We start from the raw sequence: 21,620 nt of genomic DNA, 5'->3' as shown, positions 1-21,620 counted from the left end.
CGCGACGTGCGTGGACCGGGCAACGACTGGAGTGTCTCCTGATGACCAAGCCCGAGGACAAGGTTCTCGACGCGCTGCGGGCCTCCGTGAAGGAGACCGACCGGCTGCGCCGCCGCAATCGGCAGCTGACCGAGCAGGTCGAGGCCACCTGGGAGCCGATCGCGATCGTCGGGATGGGCTGCCGGTTCCCCGGCGGGGTCCGCAACCCCGAGCAGCTGTGGGACCTGGTCTCCGGCGGGGGTGACGCGATCTCGCCGTTCCCGACCGACCGTGGCTGGGAGGCCGTGGTCGCCGCGGCCGGCACGAACTACGTGCAGACCGGTGGTTTCGTCGAGGAGGCACCGCAGTTCGACCCGGCGTTCTTCGGCATCAGCCCGCGCGAGGCGCTGGCCATGGACCCCCAGCAGCGGATGCTGCTGGAGGTCACCTGGGAGACCCTGGAGCAGGCCGGGATCGACCCGGCCGCCCTGAAGGGCAGCCGCACGGGCGTTTTCGCGGGCGGCACCAACTCCGGTTACGGCTTCAGCGTGGCCGGCACCGAGGGCACCGAGGGCTACATGCTCACCGGTGGCCTCACCGCCGTCATCTCCGGCCGGATCGCCTACACGCTCGGCCTCGAGGGCCCGGCCGTCACGGTCGACACCGCCTGCTCGTCCGCGCTCGTCGCGCTGCACCTGGCCTGCCAGGCGCTGCGCGCGCAGGAGTGCAGCATGGCCCTGGCCGGCGCGGTGACCGTGCTGGCCACCCCCGACTCGTTCGCCGACTTCGCCCAGCAGGGCGGGCTCGCCGCGGACGGCCGCTGCAAGGCCTTCTCCGGTTCCGCCGACGGCATCGGCTGGAGCGAAGGCGCCGGAATGTTCCTGCTGGAGCGGCTTCCGGACGCCCGTCGCAACGGTCACCCGGTGCTCGCGGTGATCTCGGGCAGCGCGGTCAACCAGGACGGCGCCTCCAACGGCCTCTCGGCGCCGAACGGGCCCTCGCAGCAGCGAGTGATCCGGGCCGCGCTGGACAGTGCCCGGCTGTCCCCGGCCGACGTGGACGTGGTCGAGGCGCATGGCACCGGAACGGTTCTTGGCGACCCGATCGAGGCCCAGGCCATCCTGTCGACCTACGGCCGGGACCGGGCGGCCGAAAAGCCGCTGTGGCTGGGCTCGGTCAAGTCGAACCTCGGGCACACCGGCGCCGCCGCGGGTGCGGCCGGGCTGATGAAGATGGTGCTGGCGCTGCGGCACGGGCAAATGCCCCGCACGCTGCACGTCGACGAGCCGACCCCTCGCGTGGACTGGTCGGTCGGTGAGGTCGAACTGCTCACCAATGGACGCTCGTGGGCACCGGAGACGGAACGCGTGCGTCGGGCGGGTGTTTCGGCTTTCGGAATCAGTGGGACGAACGCCCACCTGATCGTGGAGGAGGTGCCGGCCGAGCTTCCCGCCGAGCAGGCGGACTCGGACGAGCAGGTTCCGGTGCTGAGCGCGACCGTGCCGGCCTGGCTGGTCTCGGGCCGCACCGAGCCTGCGCTGAGCGACCAAGCTCGGCGCCTTACCGGCTTTTTGGCGGAACGGCCCGAGATCGAGGCCACCGATGTGGCCTGGACTCTGGCCACCGCCCGCTCGCACTTCGAGCACCGCGCCGTTATCACCGGCGACCTGACGTCCGGCCTGACCGCCCTGGCGGAAGGCGCCGAGGCCGCGAACGTGCTGCGCGGCAGCGTCCCGGTCGGCGGGGACACCGGCCGCACCGTGTTCGTCTTCCCCGGCCAGGGCGGCCAGTGGGTCGGCATGGGCCGGCAGATGCTCTCCGAAAGCCCGGTCTTCGCGGCCCGCATGGACGAGTGCCGCTCGGCCCTGGCACCGCACGTGGACTGGGACCTGTTCGAGGTTCTCGACGATGAGGAGCAGCTTTCCCGCCTGGACGTGGTCCACCCTGCGCTGTGGGCCGTGATGGTCTCGCTCGCGGCGGTCTGGGAAGCCGCCGGAGTGAAGCCGGACGCGGTGCTCGGGCACAGCCAGGGCGAGATCGCGGCCGCCTGTGTGGCCGGGGTGCTCTCGCTCGAGGACGGCGCCCGGGTGGTCGCCCGCCGCGGCCAGGTCATGAAGGCCGGGCTCGCGGGCAAGGGCGGCGTGCTGTCGATTGCGGCCACTCTTGAGGACGTCGATGCGCGCCTTTCGCGCGGATCGTTCGATGGGGTTGCGGTTGCGGTCCTGAACGGCCCGAACGCCACCGTGGTCTCCGGGCCGGTGGCCTCGCTGCAGGCCCTCGCCGAGGAGTGCGAGAAGGACGGCCTGCGCGCCCGCTTCGTGCCGATGGACTACGCCCCGCACGGCCCGCAGGTGGAGTCGATCCGCGACGAGGTGCTGGCCGCGCTGGACGGCGTGATCGCCCAGGCGGGTCGCGTGCCGATGCTGTCGGCGATGACAGGGGAGTACCTCGACGGCCTCGAAGCCGGCGCCCAGTACTGGTACGACAGCCTGCGCGCCACCGTCCAGTTCTCCCGGGGCGTCGAGCGCCTCGGCCGCGACGGCTACGGCGTCTTCGTCGAGGTCTCGCCGCACCCGGTGCTCACCGCCGCAGTCACGGACACGCTCGAGCACGCCGGCATCACTACGGCGGTGGTCGGCGGCACCCTGCGCCGCGAGGACGGCGGCTCCGAGCGGCTGATCGCCTCGATGGCCGGCTTCCACGTGCGCGGGGTCAAGGTCGACTGGTCGGCCGTGCTCCCCGCCGGCCGTCACATCGATCTGCCCACCTATGCCTTCCAGCACCAGCGCTTCTGGCCCGCCTCCCTGGCCGGTGGCCTGGGCGACGTGCGCGCCGCCGGGCTCAACCCCGTCGGCCACCCTCTGCTCGGCGCCGCGGTCGAACTGGCCGACGGCGACGGCGTCATCCTCACCGGACGCCTCTCCATCGCCACCCAGCCCTGGCTCGCCGAGCACACGATCAACGGCACCCCGGTCTTCCCGGGCACCGGCCTGATCGAGCTCGCCGCCGTGGCCGGGCACCTGGTCGGCTGCACCCGGATCGACTCGCTCGACGTCGAGGCCCCGCTGGTCCTCACCGACGACGTCCAGGTCCAGGTGACCGTCGCAGAACCGGGCGACACCGACGTCCGTACGCTCGAGATCTTCGCCCGCACGATGGACCCGGCGCTCGACCAGAACGAGTGGACCCGCCACGCCGTGGGCCAGGTGCGCCCGGTCTCCGCCGCTCCTTCCGCCGCCGACCTGGCCGTCTGGCCGCCCGCCGACGCCGAGGCGGTGCCGGTCGAGGGTCTGTACGAGTCCCTCGCGGCCGTCGGCCAGGAACTGGGCGAGTCGTTCCAGGGCCTGGACGCGGTCTGGCGCCGGGGCGAGGACGTCTTCGCCGAGGTCCGCCTGCCCGAGTCCGCCGCCGCACTGGGCGGCGTCTTCGGCCTGCACCCCGCCGTGCTCGACGCTGCGCTGCAGGCCGTGCGCCTGGCCCGCCCCGCCGACGCCCCGCTCATGCCGCTGCGCTGGGACGAGGTCTGCCTCTACGCCGCCGGCGCCACCGTGCTGCACGCCCGGCTGCGGGTGGACGCCGCGGGCGTCGTCTCCTTGCTGGCCGTCGACACCGCCGGCACGCCGGTGGTCTCGATCGGTGGACTGACTCTGGGACCGGTCGAGCTCGCCGCCGAACTGTCGGTGCTGCGCGATACGCTTTTCGCAGTCGAGTGGAAGCCCGTCACCGGCGGCGAAACCCCCTCTGGCGCCTGGGCCGTGCTCGGTGCCGGAGGTTCTGAGGAACCTGGGCAGGGTGCGTCGGCGGATGCGTCGGCGGATGCACTGTCGGGTTCGCTGGCCGGCCTGCTTGAGGACGCCGGTGTCGAGGTGTCCTCGCACGCGGACTTCGCGGGGCTGCTGGCATCGGTAGGGGCGGGTGCCGGCCTTGGCGACGCCGCTGTTGTCCCCTCCGTTGTCCTGGCCCCGTTGACCCCTCTGACCCCGCTGACGCCACTGGCCGTGGCCGACGACGGCTCGGTCGGCAGCGACCAGGCCGCCGCGGCCCACCACCTCGCCACCCAGGCGCTCGAGCTGGCCCAGCAGTGGCTGGCCGCCGAGGCTTTCGAGGACAGCCGTCTGGTGATCCTCACCCAGGGCGCCGTCGCCGCCGAAGCCGACGAGGACGTCCTCAATGTGGGCGCCTCGGCCGTCTGGGGCCTGGTGCGCTCGGCGCAGGCCGAGAACCCGGGCCGCTTCGTGCTGGTCGACCTCCCGGCGACGTCAGCGGCTCCGGTCGATGCGGCCAACGCGGCCACCTCGGCCAACGCGGCCACCTCGGTGGCTCGGGCTGGGCTCGCCGCCTCGTCCGCGTCCGCTCTGGTCGCCGCGCTCGGCACCTCCGAGCCCGAGCTCGCCGTCCGCGGCAGCCGGGCCTTCGCCCGCCGCCTCGTTCGTGCCGCCTCTGCCCCGGCCTCCGTCAGCGAGAGCGCCACCAGCGAGCTTGCCACCAGCCCGGCCCGGGGGCCGCGCACCGGTGGCACATTCCTGGTCACCGGCGGTACTGGCGTGCTGGCCGGCATCACCGCTCGGCACCTGGCCGCCACCGGACAGGCCGCCCGCCTCGTCCTGGTCAGCCGCTCCGGCGCCCGGGCCGAGTCCGCAGCCACCCTGGCCGCAGACATTGCCGAGGCCGGGGCCGACGTGCAGATCGTCGCCGCCGACGTCACCGACCGCGCGGGCATGGGCCACCTCGTCGCCGCCACCGAAGACCTGCGGGGCGTCCTGCACACCGCGGGCATCGTGGACGACGGCATCATCGGTTCGCTCACCGCCGAGCGGCTGGGCGCGGTGCTGCGTCCGAAGGCCGACGCCGCCTGGATCCTGCACGAACTCACCGCCGGGCTCGACCTCGACCACTTCGTCCTCTTCTCCTCCGCCGCCGCCACCTTCGGCGGCCCGGGGCAGGGCAACTACACCGCCGCCAACACCTTCCTCGACGGCCTCGCCGCCCACCGCCGCGCCAACGGCCGGGCCGGGCAGGCGCTGGCCTGGGGCTCGTGGATGGCCGGCGAGGGCATCGGCCGGCACCTCAGCCAGAACCTGCTCAACCGCGCCAACAACACCGGTGAGCTGAGCACCGAGGAGGGCCTGGAGCTCCTCGACGAGGCGCTCACCCGCGACGAGGCCCACCTCGTCCCGTTCCGCCTCGACGTCGCCGCCCTGCGGGCCGTGGCCGCGCGGGGCGGGGTGCTGCCGGCGCTGCTGCACGAGCTCGCTCCGGTGCGCGCCGGGGTGGCCACCGCCGTCAACACCGGCGGCAACTCCGGGGCCCTGCGCCAGCAGCTGGCCGGGATGCGCCCGGCCGAGCGCGAGCGGGCCGCCGGCCAGATGGTGCGCACCCACGTGGCCGCCGTGCTCGGGCACGCCTCGCCCGACGCCGTCGACCCGGAACGTGCCTTCACCGAGCTGGGTTTCGACTCCCTCACCGCGGTCGAGCTGCGCAACCGGCTGAACCAGGCCACCGGGCTGAAACTCTCGGCCACCCTGGTGTTCGACCACCCCACTCCCAAGGCCCTGAGCAAACACATCGTCGGCGAGCTGACCGGCGAGCAGGCCACCCGCTCCACCTCGAACATCAGCGTGCTGAGCGACGACCCGATCGCGATCGTCGGCCTGGGCTGCCGCTTCCCGGGCGGGGTGGACTCGCCCGAGGCGATGTGGCGGATGCTGGCCGAGGGCACCGACACGATCACCCGCTTCCCCGGAGACCGCGGCTGGGACCCGGCCCTGTTCAGCGCAGACCCCGATGATGCGGAGAACCTGGGCACCTCCTACGCCGACGAGGGCGGCTTCATCGAGCGGGCCGGCGACTTCGACCCGGGCTTCTTCCGGATCAGCCCGCGCGAGGCCCTGGCGATGGACCCGCAGCAGCGGCTGCTGCTCGAGACCAGCTGGGAAGCCCTGGAACACGCGGGCATCAACCCCGACGGCCTGCGCGGCTCCAGCACCGGCGTGTTCGTCGGCGCGGCCGCCTCGGGCTATTCCGCGCTCGGGGTCAACGGTGCGGACGGCGCCGAGGGACACCTGCTCACCGGCAACGTGCCCAGCGTCATCTCCGGCCGCGTCTCCTACACCCTGGGCCTGGAGGGCCCGGCCGTCACGATCGACACGGCCTGCTCCGCCTCGCTCGTGGCCCTGCACCTGGCCGCCGCCTCCCTGCGCACCGGGGAGAGCGACCTTGCTCTGGCGGGCGGGGTGATGGTGATGGTCGACGCGGCCGAGTTCCTCAGCTTCTCGCAGCAGAAGGCGCTCGCCGCGGACGGCCGTTCCAAGGCCTTCTCCGCCCAGGCCGACGGCATGGGTCTCGGCGAGGGTGCCGGAATGGTCGTGCTGGAGAGGCTTTCGGACGCTCGTCGCAACGGTCACGCGGTGCTCGCGGTGATCGAGGGCAGCGCGATGAACCAGGACGGCGCCTCGAACGGCCTGACCGCGCCGAACGGCCCCTCGCAGCAGCGCGTCATCCGGGCCGCGCTGGCGCAGGCCGGGCTGGAGCCCAACGACGTCGACGTGGTGGAGGCGCACGGCACCGGCACCTCGCTGGGCGACCCGATCGAGGCCCAGGCGCTGCTGGCCACCTACGGCGAGAACCGGCCCGAGAACCGTCCGCTGTGGCTGGGCTCGGTGAAGTCGAACATCGGCCACGCCCAGCAGGCCGCCGGTGTGGCCGGGGTGCTGAAGATGGTGCTCGCACTGCAGCACGCCCAGCTCCCCGTCACCCTGCACGCCGACGAGCCCAGCTCCCACATCGACTGGTCGGCCGGCGACGTGCGGCTGCTCACCCAGCCGGTCGCCTGGGAGTCCACCGACGACGGGCGCCCGCGGCGGGCCGGCATTTCCTCGTTCGGTATCAGCGGCACGAACGCCCACCTGATCCTGGCCGAAGCCCCGGCAGCCCCGGCTCCGGCGACGCAGGAAACCGAGCCGGTCCGCCCGTCTGTCATGGGTGTTCGGGAAACAGGCATGACAGCCTGGCTGGTGTCGGGTCGCTCCCCGCTGGCCCGTTCGGCCCAGGCCGCCCGCCTGGCCGGCCGGGTCACCGAGGCCGCCGACGAGTACGCGGTCGAGGACGTGGCCTGGTCGCTGGCCACCACCCGGGCCACCTTCGAGCACCGGGCCGTGGTGCTCGGCTCCACCCGCGGCGAGCTGCTGGACGGCCTGGCCGCCCTGGAGACCGGTGAGCCCGGGGCCGGCCTGGTCACCGGCACCGCCGTCAGCACCGACCCGATCGTGTTCGTCTTCCCCGGCCAGGGCTCGCAGTGGGCCGGGATGGGCCGGGAGCTGGCCGCGTCCAGCCCGGTCTTCGCCGCCCGCCTGGCCGAGTGCGAGGCCGCGCTCAGCCCGCACGTGGACTGGTCGCTGACCGAGGTGCTGGCCGGGGCCGAAGGCGCGCCCAGTCTGGACCGTGTCGACGTGGTGCAGCCGGCGCTGTGGGCGCTGAACGTCTCGCTGGCCGCCGTGTGGCAGGCCGCCGGGGTGGAGCCGGACGCCGTGGTCGGGCACAGCCAGGGCGAGATCGCCGCCGCCGTGGTGGCCGGGATCCTCTCGCTGGAAGACGCGGCCAAGGTCGTGGCCCTGCGCAGCCAGGCGCTGACCGCGCTGTCCGGGCGCGGCGGGATGCTCTCGATCGCCGAGCCCGCCGAGACCGTCGAAGCACGGATCGCGGCGCTGGGCCTGGCCGGCCTCACCGGCCTGACCGGCATCAACGCGGTGAACGGGCTGGCCGGGCTGCACGGTGGCACAGACACTGGTGCCGATAACAGGCTGGCCGACGCCCCCGCCCTTACGGGGGAGACACGCGCACCCGCCCCGGAGGTTGAGGACGAGAACGGCCCGGGCGCTGCCCTGAGGGATGGCGCGGGCGCTGACCTGGAGGCTGAGGACGGTAACGGCCTGGGCGCTGGCCAGAGGAACAGTGCAGCGCTGAGGAGCACGGGCCTGAGCATCGCGGCCGTCAACGGCCCCAGCGCCACGGTCGTCTCCGGCGACCCGGCGCTGCTGGAGGCCCTGATGGCGGCGGTGGAGGCGGACGGCGGCCGGGCGCGCATGCTGCCGGTGGACTACGCCTCGCACAACGCCCAGGTCGACAGCATCCGCGAGCGGGTGCTCGGCCTGCTCGAAGGGCTGAACCCGCAGCCGGCCCGCCTGCCGATGGTCTCGGCCATGACCGGGCAGCTGCTCGCCGGGACCGAGGCCGACGCCGGTTACTGGTTCGCCAGCCTGCGCGCCTCGGTCCAGTTCGACCGGGCCGTGCGGGTTCTGCGGCGCGACGGCTACGGCGTGTTCGTCGAGGTCTCCGCGCACCCGGTGCTCACCAACGCGGTCGCCGAGACGCTCGAAGAGGTCGGCGGTGCCAAGGAACCGATCGTCGGTGGCACCCTGCGCCGCGACGAGGGTGGCGCCCGGCGGATGCTTGCCTCGCTGGCCGAGCTGCACGTGCGCGGGGTCGACGTGGACTGGGCCGCGGTGCTGCCGCGCGGCGAGCGGATCGCGCTTCCCACCTACGCTTTCGAGCCCCAGCGGTTCTGGCCGGCCGGCGGCGGGCACGTGGCCGACCTGCGCTCGGCCGGGCTCAGCACGGTCGGCCACCCGCTGCTGAGCGCCGCGGTCGAGCTGGCCGAGGGCGACGGGCTGATCCTGACCGGCCGCCTGGCGATCAGCGCCCAGCCGTGGCTGGCGGACCACACCGTGGGCGGCACGGCCTTCTTCCCCGGCACCGGTTTCGTCGAACTGGCCGTGGTGGCCGGGCATCTGGTCGAGTGCACCCGGATCGACGAGCTCACCCTGGCCGCGCCGCTGGTGCTGCCGGCCGAGGGCGAGGTGCAGATCCAGGTCACGGTCGGTGGCCCGGCAGAGGACGGCCTGCGTGCCGTCGAGATCTTCGCCCGCCCCGGTGCGGGCGAGGGGTGGATGCGCCACGCGAGTGGGCGCGTCGGTCCCGTTGCAGTCGCTCCGGACGCCGGTGACCTGGCGATCTGGCCGCCGCTCGACGCCTCCCCGATCAGTGTGGACGGCCTGTACGAGGCCATGGCCGCGGCCGGGCAGGGACTGGGCCCGGCCTTCCAGGGGCTGGACGCGGTGTTCCGGCGGGGCGACGACGTCTTCGCCGAAGTCGCGCTGCCGAGCAGCCCCACCGGGATGTTCGGTTTGCACCCGGCCGTGCTGGACGCGGCGCTGCAGGCGATCTGGGTGGCCAACCCGGAAGAAGCCGCGCAGGGCCCGCGGATGCCGTTCGTCTGGTCCGACGTGTCGCTGTACGCGGCCGGAGCCACCGCTCTGCGGGCCCGCCTTCGCCGCGACAGCACCGGCGCGGTGCAGTTGCTCGCCGTCGACGCGGCCGGTTCGCCCGTGGTCTCGGTCGGCTCCCTGGTGCTGCGGCCGGTCTCGGTCGCCACGCCTTCGGGTCCGGATCACCTGCTGCGCGAAGTGATGTTCGGGGTCGAATGGACGCCGGTGACCGTCTCCAGCGCGCCGGTGGCGACTTACGGTCTGCTTGGGGACGACGTGCTGGGCCTGGGAGGGCTCGGCACCGATGTCGTCGGTTACCCGGACATCGACGCCCTTGCCGGCGCGCAACTGCCCCCCGTGATCCTGACCGGGTTGCAGAGCAACACCGAGGACCAGGGACAGGCCGCGCGTGAACTGGCGGCCTCCACCCTGGCTCTGCTGCAGGACTGGCTGGAGCGCGGCCCGGAAGACACCCGCCTGGTCGTGGTGACCCGCGGCGCGGTGGCGACCTCACCGGCCGAGACGGTCACCGACCTGGCCGCCGCCGCGGTCTGGGGTCTGGTCCGCTCGGCGCAGACGGAGAACCCGGGCCGCTTCGTCCTGCTCGACCTGCCCACGGACGCCACCACCGTCGCTGCGGCTTCTGTGCTGGCCAGCGCCCTGGCCACGGCCGAGCCCGAGATCGCCTTCCGCAACGGGCGGATCCTCGGCCGCCGGCTGGTCCGTTCGTTCGCCGGTGCTCAGGACGAGAACCCGGTTCAGGCCCAGACCCCGGGCGCGGTCCTGATCACCGGTGGTACCGGCACCCTGGCGGGGCTCACCGCCCGTCACCTGGCCGCCACCGGCCGGGCTGCGCACCTGCTCCTGGTCAGCCGTTCCGGCCCGGCCGCGGCCAAGGTCGCCGAGCGTGCCGCCGCGATCGCCGAAGCCGGGGCCGATGTACAGGTGGTCGCTGCCGACGTCACCGAGCGGACCGTCGTCCGTAATCTTCTCCGCGCCCTTCCGGCCCGGCACCCGCTCACCGGGGTCGTGCACACCGCAGGCATCGTCGACGACGGGCTGATCGGCTCGCTCACCCCGGCCAAGGTCGGGGCCGTGATGCGGCCCAAGACCGACGCCGCCTGGATCCTGCACGAGCTGACCGCCGGGCTCGGGGTCGACCTGTTCGTCATGTTCTCCTCCGCGGCGGCCTCTTTCGGTAGCGCCGGGCAGGGCAACTACGCGGCCGGCAACGCGTTCCTCGACGCGCTCGCCGCACACCGCCGCGCGGCCGGCCTGCCGGGTCTGTCGCTGGCCTGGGGTGCCTGGGTGGCCAGCGAGGGCATCGGCCGCAACCTGAACCAGGGCCTGCTGGCCCGGGCCACCGGCAGCGGAACGAACGAGCTGTCGGCCGACGAGGGCCTCGTGGTGCTCGACCACGCCCTGGCCCGGGACGAGGCCCTGCTGGTGCCGTTCCGGCTCGACGTGGCCGGCCTGCGGGCGGTCGCGGCCCGGGGCGGGGCCCTGCCGCCGCTGCTGCAGGCGCTGGCGCCGGCCCGGCCCGGGGTGGCCACGGCCGCCAACACCGCAGCCACGGCCACCGCTCTGCGCGACCAGCTCTCCCGGATGCCGGTGGCCGAGCGCGAGCGGCGTCTGGTGCAGCTCGTGCGTGACCACGTCGCGGCCGTGCTCGGGCACGGCTCGGGCAGTGCGATCGAACCGGGCCGGGCGTTCAGCGACCTCGGCTTCGACTCGCTCACCGCGGTGGAACTGCGCAACCGCCTGAACGAGGCCACCGGTCTGCGCCTGCCCGCCACGCTGGTCTTCGACTACCCCTCGACCGCCGTGCTGGCCGCCCACCTGGGTTCTGAGCTGCTCGGTGTGCTGGTCGACGGTGCCGCTCCGCAGACCGTTGCGGTGAGCGCCGATCCGGCCGAGCCGATCGCGATCGTGGGCATGGGCTGCCGGTTCCCGGGCGGCATCCACGACCAGGAGGGTCTGTGGGAGCTGCTGGCCGAGGGCCGCGACGCGATCACCGGCCTGCCGAGCGATCGCGGCTGGAACCTCGATGCGCTGTTCGACCCGGACCCGGACAAGCCCGGCACCTTCTACACCGCCTCCGGCGGGTTCCTGCACGACGCCGGTCTGTTCGACCCGGGCTTCTTCGGGATCAGCCCGCGTGAGGCGCAGGCGATGGACCCGCAGCAGCGGCTGCTGCTGGAGGTCAGCTGGGAGGCGCTGGAGCGGGCCGGGATCGACCCGGTGAGCCTGCGCGGCTCGCAGACCGGGGTGTTCGCCGGTGGCTCGTCGTGGCACTACGGCTCGACCGGCGGTGGCGGCGGGGCCGAGGGGCACCTGATGACCGGCGCCTCGACCAGCATCATCTCCGGCCGGGTGGCCTACACCTTCGGCCTCGAGGGCCCGGCCGTCACGGTCGACACCGCCTGCTCCTCGGCGCTGGTCGCCATGCACCTGGCCGCCCAGGCCCTGCGGGCGGGGGAGTGCTCGCTGGCCCTGGCCGGTGGCGTCACTGTGATGGCTACCCCCGGTGCTCTGGTCGGCTTCTCCCGCCAGCGCGGCCTGGCCGCCGACGGCAAGTGCAAGGCGTTCTCGGCCGAGGCCGACGGCATGGGCATGGCCGAGGGTGCGGGAATGATCCTGCTGGAGCGGCTTTCGGACGCCCACCGCAACGGTCACCCGGTGCTGGCGGTGATGCGCGGGAGCGCGATCAACCAGGACGGCGCCTCCAACGGCCTGACCGCGCCGAACGGGCCCTCGCAGCAGCGGGTGATCCGGGCCGCCCTGGCCAACGCCCGGCTGAACGCCGACGACATCGACGTGGTCGAGGCGCACGGCACCGGCACCACCCTGGGCGACCCGATCGAGGCTCAGGCCCTGATGGCCACCTACGGCCGCGACCGCGCCGCCGACAACCCGCTGTGGCTGGGCTCGGTCAAGTCGAACCTGGCTCATACCCAGAGCGCGGCCGGTGCCGCCGGGGTGATGAAGATGGTGCTGGCCCTGCAGCACAACCTGCTGCCGCGCAGCCTGCACGCCGACCAGCCCGCGCCCTACGTGGACTGGAGCGCGGGCACGGTGGCTCTGCTGGCCGAGGAACGGCCCTGGGAACCGGCCGAGGGCAAGGTCCGCCGCGCCGCGGTCTCGTCGTTCGGGATCAGCGGCACCAACGCCCACGTCATCATCGAAGAGGCCCCGGCCCAGGACCGCCCGGCCCTCGCCGACCCGAAACCGCACGTGCTCGCCGAAAGTTCGGCCCTGCTGGTCTCCTCCCGCTCGACCACCGGCCTCGGTGACCAGGCCGACCGACTGGCAACATTCGTCCTAAATTCCCCGCAGGCCACCCCCGCCGAACTGGCCTGGTCGCTGGCCACCACCCGTTCCACGTTCGAGCACCGGGCAGTTGTGCTGGGCTCCACCCGCGCCGAGATCCTGGCCGGCCTGGCCGCGGTGAGCAGTGGTGAGCCTTCGGACCAGGCTGTGTCCGGGGTGATCCCGGCCGGTGGGGGCGGCGGGCGCACCGTGTTCGTCTTCCCGGGCCAGGGTTCGCAGTGGCTCGGCATGGGCCGCGCGCTGGCCGCTGCTTCGCCGGTGTTCGCTGCTCGCCTGGCCGAGTGCGGCGCCGCGCTGGCGCCTTTCGTGGACTGGTCGCTCGACGAGGTTCTGGCCGACGACGAGGCCCTGCAGCGGGCCGATGTTGTCCAGCCCGCGCTGTGGGCGGTCATGGTCTCGCTGGCCGAGGTCTGGAAGGCCTCGGGCGTGTACCCGGACGCCGTGGTCGGGCACTCGCAGGGTGAGATCGCGGCCGCCGTGGTGGCGGGCATTCTGAGCGTCGAGGACGGCGCTCGGGTGGTGGCGCTGCGGAGCCAGGCGCTGAAGGCGCTGTCCGGACGCGGCGGGATGCTGGCCATCGCCGAGCCGGTGGCGACGGTGGAGGCGCGCACTGCCGACCTGGCCGGGGTGACGGTGGCGGCGGTGAACGGGCCGAACGCCACGGTGGTGTCCGGGGAGCCGGCGCTGCTGGAAGTCCTGGCCGCCCAGGTGGAGGCCGAGGGGGGCCGGGCGCGGATTCTGCCGGTCGACTACGCCTCCCACGGCCCGCAGGTGGAGGAGCTGCGCGAGGAGATCCTGACGCTGCTGGCCCCGGTCACGCCGATGGCCGGGCAGACGCCGATGGTCTCGTCGATGACCGGCGAGATCATCGAGGGCACCGAGGCCGACGCCGAGTACTGGTACGCCAGCCTGCGCAACCGCGTCCGCTTCGCCGACGCCGTGCAGTTCCTGGCCGACGGCGGCTACGGCGTGTGGATCGAGACCTCCCCGCACCCGGTGCTGACCACCTCGGTCGAGGCGATCGCCGGGGACGCCGTGATCACCGGGACGCTGCGCCGGGACGAGGGTGGCCCGCAGAACCTGCTGGCCGCGCTGGCCGCTGTGCACACCCAGGGCGTGCGGGTGGACTGGCCGAGCGTGCTGCCGCAGGCCCGCCAGATCCCCCTGCCCACCTACGCCTTCCAGCACGAGCACTTCTGGTACCTCGGTAGCGGCGGCCCGGCGACCGACGTCTCCTCGGCCGGCCTCGACCCGGTGCCGCACCCGCTGCTGGGCGCGGCGGTCGAACTGGCCGACGATGAGGGTCTGGTGGTCACCGGCCGGCTGGCGCTGAGCGAACAGCCTTGGCTGGACGTGAACGTCACCGAGGGAACTTCGGCGACCGTGCTCGCGGAGCTGGCCGTGGTGGCCGGGTTCCAGGTCGGCTGCCCGCGGATCGCGGAGCTGACCGTCACTGAGCCCATCGTGCTCACGGCCGGCGAGCAGCTGCAGGTACAGGTGCAGCTGGGCCGACCGGAAGACAACGGCCGGCGCCCGGTCGAGATCCGCGCCCGGCGAGCCCGCTCGGACGCGGCCTGGACCCGGCACGCCAGCGGTGCGCTGGAGTCGGACAGCCCGGAGGTGCACGCGGCGGTCAAGCCGGTGAGCACCGGGGCCTGGCCGCCCGCCTCCGCGGTGCCGCTGCTGGGCACGGCCGAGGGCCTGCTGAAGGGCGCGTGGCGGGACGGGCAGGACATCCTGGCCGAGGTCTCGCTGGGCGAGGACACCGCAGCGGCCATGTTCGGCGTGCACCCGGCGCTGACCGCGGCCCTGCTGGACGTGCTGCCGCTGGCCGGTGAGGGTTGGCCCACCGCCGGTCACTCCGACCTGCTGCTGGCCTCGGCCTGGAACGGGTTTACCGTGCACACGCCCGGCGCCACCACGCTGCGGGCCCGGCTCACGCGCACCCAGGGCGGTTCGCTGAGCCTGGTCGCGGCCGACGCCGAGGGCACTGCGGTGCTGTCGGTGGAGTCGCTCAACCTGCGCCCGATTCCGGCCGCCAGCCTGCATTCCGGGGCGGCCCGCCTGCACGACGCCCTGTTCGCCCTGGACTGGGCGCCGGTGCGGATCCCCGTCGCGGCCTCGGCCGGACGCTGGAGTGTGCTCGGCACCGACTCGATCAACCTGGTCACCGGGCTGGCCGCGGCCGGTGTGGACGTGGACGCGCACAGCGATCTGACCCGGCTGGTCGCCGCCACCGAGGGCCAGAAGGCCCCAGAGATGGTGCTCGCCGTCGTCGAGACCTCGGACGAGCTGGACGGGCGCCTCGGCGACGGCACCCCGCAGGCCGCTCGCGAGACGGCCGGTAACGTGCTGCTCCTGCTGCAGCAGTGGCTGTCGCTGGAGGGCTTCGAGGAGTCCCGCCTGGTGCTGGTCACCCGGGGCGCGGTCGCGGCGCACGAGGGCGACCCGATCGCCGACCTGCCCGCCGCCTCGGTGTGGGGTCTGGTGCGCTCGGCCCAGTCCGAGAACCCGGACCGGATCGTGCTGGCCGACCTTTCCGGTTCTGCGGAGCAGGCTGATCCGGACCTGGACGTCGCCACCCTGGCCGCCGCGCTCAGCACGAGCGAGCCGGAACTGGCGGTCCGCGACGGTCACGCCTACGGCCGCCGCTTGATCCGTCCGGCTGGGTCAACCGCTGTGCTCGCGGCTGGGGAGGCCACCGGCACGATCCTGATCACCGGTGGCACCGGCACCCTGGCGGCCCTGGTCGCCCAGCACCTCGCCGCCACCCACCGCGCGGCCCACCTGCTCCTGGTCAGCCGCCGCGGGCCTTCGGCCTCCGGCGCTGCTGCTCTGGCCGCGAGCATCGCCCTGACGGGCGTCGACGCCCGCATCGTCACCTGCGACGTCACCGACCCCGACACCACCTCCGGACTCCTGGCCGCCGTCGCCACCGACCCGGGGCAGGCTCCCCTGATCGGCGTCGTCCACACCGCCGGCGTGCTCGACGACGGTGTGATCGGCTCGCTCACCCCCGAGCGGATCGACACGGTGATGCGGCCCAAGGTCGACGCGGCCTGGACCCTGCACCGCCTGACCGCCGGCCTGGACCTGCGCATCTTCGCGCTGTTCTCCTCGGCCGCGGCCACCTTCGGCGCGGCCGGGCAGGGCAACTACGCGGCGGGCAACGCCTTCCTCGATGCCCTGGCCGCCCACCGCCGCAGCACCGGCCGCCCGGCCGTCTCGCTGGCCTGGGGCCTGTGGGCCGACGCCAGCGGCCTGACCAGCCACCTCAGCGACGGTGACCGCGAGCGGATGTCCCGCGGCGGCGTCACCGCACTGACCGCCGAAGAGGGCCTGGCCCTGCTCGACGTGGCCCTGGCCCGCGACGAGGCGGTGCTGGTCCCGGCCCGCCTCAACGTCACCGCGCTGCGCTCGCAGGTCGCCCAGGCCGGCACCAACGCCCTGGTCCCGCCGCTGCTGCGGGTGCTCTCGGGCGGCACCGACCGGCCGGTGGGCGGGGCCAAGGGTGCCAGTGCGGCCGCCCAGGCGCTGCAGGCCCAGCTGGCCGGGCTGTCCCCGGTGGAGGCCGACCGGATGCTCACCGACCTGGTGCGCACCCACGCCGCGGCGGTGCTCGGGCACGCCCCGACCGACCTGATGGAGCCGAACCGGGCCTTCCGCGAGGTCGGGTTCGACTCGCTCACCGCGGTCGAGCTGCGCAACCGCCTGGCCATGGCCACCGGCCTGAAACTGCCGGCCACGCTGGTCTTCGACTACCCGGCCCCGGCCGTCCTGGCCGCGCACATCCGGGCCGAGCTCAGTGCCCGCCCGACCCCGGTGACGGCCGAGGTGGTCAAGGGCGCGGTGTTCACCGACGAGCCGATCGCCATCGTCGGCATCGGCTGCCGGTTCCCGGGCGGGGCCAACACTCCGGAGCGCTTCTGGGAACTGCTGCGCTCGGGCACCGACGCGATCGCCGGCTTCCCGACCGACCGCGGCTGGGACATCGAAGGCATCTACGACGACGGTGCCGACCGGTCGTCCACCACGATGCAGGGCGGATTCCTCTACGAGGCGCCGGAGTTCGACCCGGGCTTCTTCGGGATCAGCCCGCGCGAGGCGCTGGGCATGGACCCGCAGCAGCGCCTGCTGCTGGAGACCTCGTGGGAGGCCCTGGAGCGCGCCGGGATCGAACCGGCCACCCTGCGGGGCAGCAACACCGGAGTGTTCGCCGGTGGCTACGGATCGTCGTGGTACGGCATCGGCTCGGACAGCTACGGCATGACCGGAACCTCGGGAAGCGTCATCTCGGGCCGGGTCTCGTACACCCTCGGTCTGGAGGGCCCGGCGGTGACGGTGGACACCGCGTGTTCCTCGTCGCTGGTCGCCCTGCACCTGGCCGCCCAGGCCCTGCGGGCGGGGGAGTGCACGCTGGCCCTGGCCGGCGGCGCCACCGTCATGTTCAACACCGGCCTGTTCACGGACTTCTCGCGGCAGGGCGGTCTGGCCTCGGACGGACGCTGCAAGGCGTTCGGCGCCGAGGCGGACGGCACCGGCTGGGGTGAGGGCGCGGGCATCCTGCTGTTGGAGCGGCTTTCGGACGCCCAGCGCAACGGCCGCCAGATCCTGGCCGTGATCCGGGGCAGTGCGGTCAACCAGGACGGCGCCAGCAACGGCATCACGGCCCCCAACGGTCCGGCCCAGCAGCGGGTGATCCGCACCGCCCTGGCCAGCGCCGGACTGCGGCCCGCCGACGTGGACGCGGTCGAGGCCCACGGCACCGGAACGGTTCTGGGTGACCCGATCGAGGCCCAGGCCCTGCTGGCCACCTACGGCCAGGACCGCCCGGAAGGACGTCCGGTCTGGCTGGGCTCGGTGAAGTCGAACATCGCCCACACCGGCGCCGCAGCCGGCGTGGCGGGTGTGATCAAGATGGTGCTGGCGCTGAACCACCAGCTGCTGCCCAAGACCCTGCACGCCGAAGAGCCCAGCCCGCACGTGGACTGGACCGACGGCGACGCCCGGATCCTGACCGAGGCCAAGCCGTGGCCGAAGAACGGGCAGCCCCGCCGGGCCGGCATCTCGGCCTTCGGGATCAGTGGGACGAACGCGCACCTGATCGTCGAAGAGGCGCCGGCCGCTGTGGTGGCCGAGAGCGAAATTGAGGACGGGGGTGCGCGCCTCCTGCGAGAAGCGCCGGTCGCGTGGGTGGTTTCGGCTCGCTCGGCCGGTGCGCTCGCGGCGCAGGCCGGTCGCCTGGCCGAGGTCGCCGCGCTCGGTTCCGACGCGGGCGTGAGTGCCGTGGGCGAGTCGGGTGCACGGGCGGGCGTGGCTGCCGTGGGCGAGTCGGGTGCTGGTGCGGATGAGCGCCGGGATGAGCGCCGGGGCGAGGCTGTCGCGGGTCTGCGGCCGGCGGCCGGCCCGGAGTTGGCCGACGTGGCCTGGTCGCTGGTGACGACCCGTTCACAGTTCGAGCACCGTGCGGTTGTGCTGGGCAGCGACCTGGTGGCCGGTGCGCGAAGCCTGAGCGCCGGCACCTCGACCGGTTCGGTGGTGACGGGCTCCATTCCGGCGGGCACCGTTCCGCGGGTCGGGTTCCTGTTCGCCGGGCAGGGGGCGCAGAAGGCCGGAATGGGGCGTGAGCTGTACGCCGCGTCGCCGGTCTTCGCCGAGACGTTCGACCGGGTGGTGGCGCTGCTGGAGACCGAGCTCGGTCTGCCCATCCGCGATGTGGTGCTCGGGACCGAGGCCGCCGAGCTGGCCGACCAGACGCTCTACGCCCAGACCGGTCTGTTCGCGGTCGAGGTCAGCCTGGTCACCATGCTGGCCGCGGCCGGGGTCACGCCCGATGTGGTGGCGGGTCACTCGGTGGGTGAGATCGCCGCCGCGCACGCGGCCGGGGTGCTCACGCTGGAGGACGCCTGCCGCCTGATCGCCAACCGGGCCCGTCTGATGCAGGCCCTGCCCACCGGCGGCGCGATGGCCGCGATCGAGGCGACCGAGGACGAGGTCACTCCCACCCTGGTCGACGGCGTCTCGACCGGCGCGGTCAACGGGCCCACCGCGGTGGTGGTCTCGGGCGACGAGGCGGCGGTCGAGTCGGTGGTTGCGCACTGGCAGAACGAAGGACGTCGGACGCGCCGACTGCGCGTCAGTCACGCCTTCCACTCGGCCCGGATGGATCCGGTGCTCGACGAGCTCTCCGCGGTCGCCTCCGGCCTGGCCCACAACGCGCCTCGTGTTGCCTGGGTCGGGGCGCTGCCGGGCGAGCTGGTGAGCGCGCCGGAGCCGGGCTACTGGGCCGAGCAGGCGCGTCAGGCCGTGCGGTTCGCCGACTCGGTGCAGGCCATGGCCGACCTGGGCGTGACCACGTTCATCGAGATCGGCCCGGACGGGACTCTGTCGGCCCTGGGTCAGAACGCCCTGCCCACGGACGAGTCCGGGGCGCCCGCCGCGGCTGACTTCGTGCCCCTGCTGCGTCCCAAGACCGCGGCTGGCACCTCGGTGCTGAACGCGCTGGCCCGCGCTCACGTGCGCGGTGTGACCGTGGACTGGACGGCGATCCTGCCGCGGGGCAAGAAGGTCGACCTGCCCACCTACGCTTTCACCCGCAAGCACTTCTGGGCCGAACCGGGCGTTCCCTCGGGTGCGCCGGTCACCGCGGGCAGCGGGACCGAGGCCGAGGCCCAGTTCTGGGCCGCGGTGGAGTCCGGCGACCTGGCCGGCCTGTCCGGCGCGCTCGACCTGGACGGCGACCGGCCGTTCAGCGAGGTCCTGCCGATGCTGGCCGGCTGGCGTCAGCGCGACCGGGAAGAGATGGCGGTGGCCGACTGGCGCTACCGCATCGCCTGGAGCCCGGTGGCCGACCCGGAACCGGCTGCCTTGAGCGGGACCTGGCTGCTGGTCACCAACGCCGCGCACCGCGCCGACGCCGACGAGGCCGCCCGGGCGCTGAGCGCCCGTGGGGCCGAGCCGGTGATCGCCGAGGTCCCGGACGGTGAGATCACCCGGGAAGGGCTCGGTGCTCTGGTCGCAAGGGTCCTGACCGAGGCGACCACCCAGCTTCTCCCGGACGAGGTCCTGGCTGCGAACGGGAGCCTGAACGGTTCTGTCAACACCGATGACGCAGGCGCCGGGATGCTCGACGGCGCCGGGACCGAACAGTCCCAGCCACCCGCGGACCTGAAGACTGCCCTCGCAGGTGTGGCCGGCGTTCTCTCGTTCCTTGCTCTGAACGAAAGCCCGCTGACCGAGAACCCGGAGGTCTCGACCGGTCTGGCCGCCACCGTGGGCCTGATCCAGGCGCTCGGCGACGGGCGCAGCAGCTCCCCGCTGTGGCTGCTCACCCGGGGCGGCGCCGCCGCCAAGACCGACGAGGTGCCGATCAGTCCTGCCCAGGCGCAGATCTGGGGTCTGGGGCGGGTCACCGCGATGGAACACCCGGACCGCTGGGGCGGCCTGATCGACCTGCCCGCAAGCCTGGACGAGCGGGCCGGTGCCCGGCTGACCGCGGTGCTGGCGCGGGCGGTGCCCGAGGATGCGGTGGCGATCCGTTCGACAGGTATGAATGGACGGCGGCTGGTGCGGGCCCGGCGGGCTGCCGGTCTCAAGGCCGTCGAACTGACCGGAACGCCCGTGGGAGAGGCCTTTGCCAAGGGGACGGTGCTGGTCACCGGCGGTACCGGTGCGATCGGCATGCAGGTGGCGCAGTGGCTGGCTGAGCAGAACACCGCGCAGGTGACGTTGTGGAGCCGGTCCGGAGCGCGAGCGCGGGGCGTGGCCGCGCTGGCCGCGAAGGTGGCCGAAAGTGGCTCGACCGTGCAGGTTCTGGCCGGTGACGTGGCGCAGCGCGAGCACGTGCAGGCGCTGCTGGGCTGGATGGGCGAGCACGGCCCGGCCCTGACCGGGGTGATGCACACGGCCGGCGTCAATGACGACGGTGTGCTGGACCGGATGACGCCGGAGCGGCTGGGTGGGGTGCTGGCCCCCAAGGCCGCCGGGGCGGTGCACCTGGACGAGCTCACCAGCGACCTGTCGGCCTTCGTGCTGTTCTCCTCGGCCACGGCCATCTTCGGCGGTGGCGGTCAGGGCAACTACGCGGCGGCCAACACCTTCCTCGACGCGCTGGCCGAGAAGCGGCGCCTGCGGGGCGAGGTCGCGACCTCACTGGCCTGGGGCGTCTGGGCCGGTGGCGGTATGGCCGAGGCCGACGCCACCGTGCGCAACCGGGTCAGCCGGGGCCCGCTGAAGGCGATGGAGCCGGAACCGGCGCTGCGGGTGATGGGCCAGATCCTGACCGAGGACCAGACCACCGCGGGCGACTTCGGGGTGATGGACGTCGACTGGATCCAGATCGCCCAGCAGCTGGGTGACCTGACCCAGGTGCCGATGATGCGCGAGCTGACCGACGTGCACGCCCTGGTCCCGGTGAGCGCCGGACCGAACACCAACGCGATGGCCGAGCTGCTGCAGTTGCTGTCCGAGCAGACCCCGCTGGAACAGGAACGTTTCCTCACCGACCGGGTGCGCGGCGAGGTCGCGGCGGTGCTCGGGCACGAGTCGCCGGACGCGGTCGAGGCCGGGGCCTCTTTCTCCGACCTCGGTTTCGACTCGCTCACCGCGGTCGAGCTGCGCAACCGGCTTTCCATCGCGCTGGCCCGGCAGCTGCCGGCCACGCTGGTGTTCGACTACCCCACGCCCCTGGCCGTGGCCAAGTACCTGCGCTCGGAACTGGTTCCGGACGCGGCCGAAGTGACCCCGCAGGACGCCGAGGAGGCCGAGCTGCGGGCCGTGCTGGCCAACGTGCCGATCGGCCTGCTGCGTAGCGCCGGGTTGCTGCAGTCCATCCTCGAGCTGGCCGGGCCGGAGGCCGAGAAGGCCGAGCCGGAGGAACCTTCGGTGAGCATCGCGGAGATGGACGTGGCCGACCTGATCCGGATGGCCCGCGGGGTCGACGGTTCCGACGACGACGACCAGTTCTGACCGCCCTACCAAACTTTCCGCAGCAGACGATCCGTCCGGATCCCCGCGGCGAACGCACGGATATCAGGAGATCACGATGAC

At 73.6% G+C, this 21,620-nt stretch carries 1 protein-coding gene; it reads left to right on the top strand.

What is annotated here, in order from left to right:
• Positions 1-41: 41 nt before the first annotated feature.
• On the top strand, positions 42-21,539 hold the full coding sequence (locus QSK18_RS17690) for a type I polyketide synthase (RefSeq protein WP_285620567.1): 21,498 nt from the start codon (positions 42-44) through the stop codon (positions 21,537-21,539).
• Positions 21,540-21,620: the final 81 nt, after the last annotated feature.

The sequence above is a fragment of the Kineosporia sp. NBRC 101677 genome (assembly GCF_030269265.1).
Classification (GTDB): Bacteria; Actinomycetota; Actinomycetes; order Actinomycetales; family Kineosporiaceae; genus Kineosporia; species Kineosporia rhizophila.
Note: the sequence above shows the minus strand (reverse complement) of the source record. Positions and strands in the feature narration are given on the sequence as shown.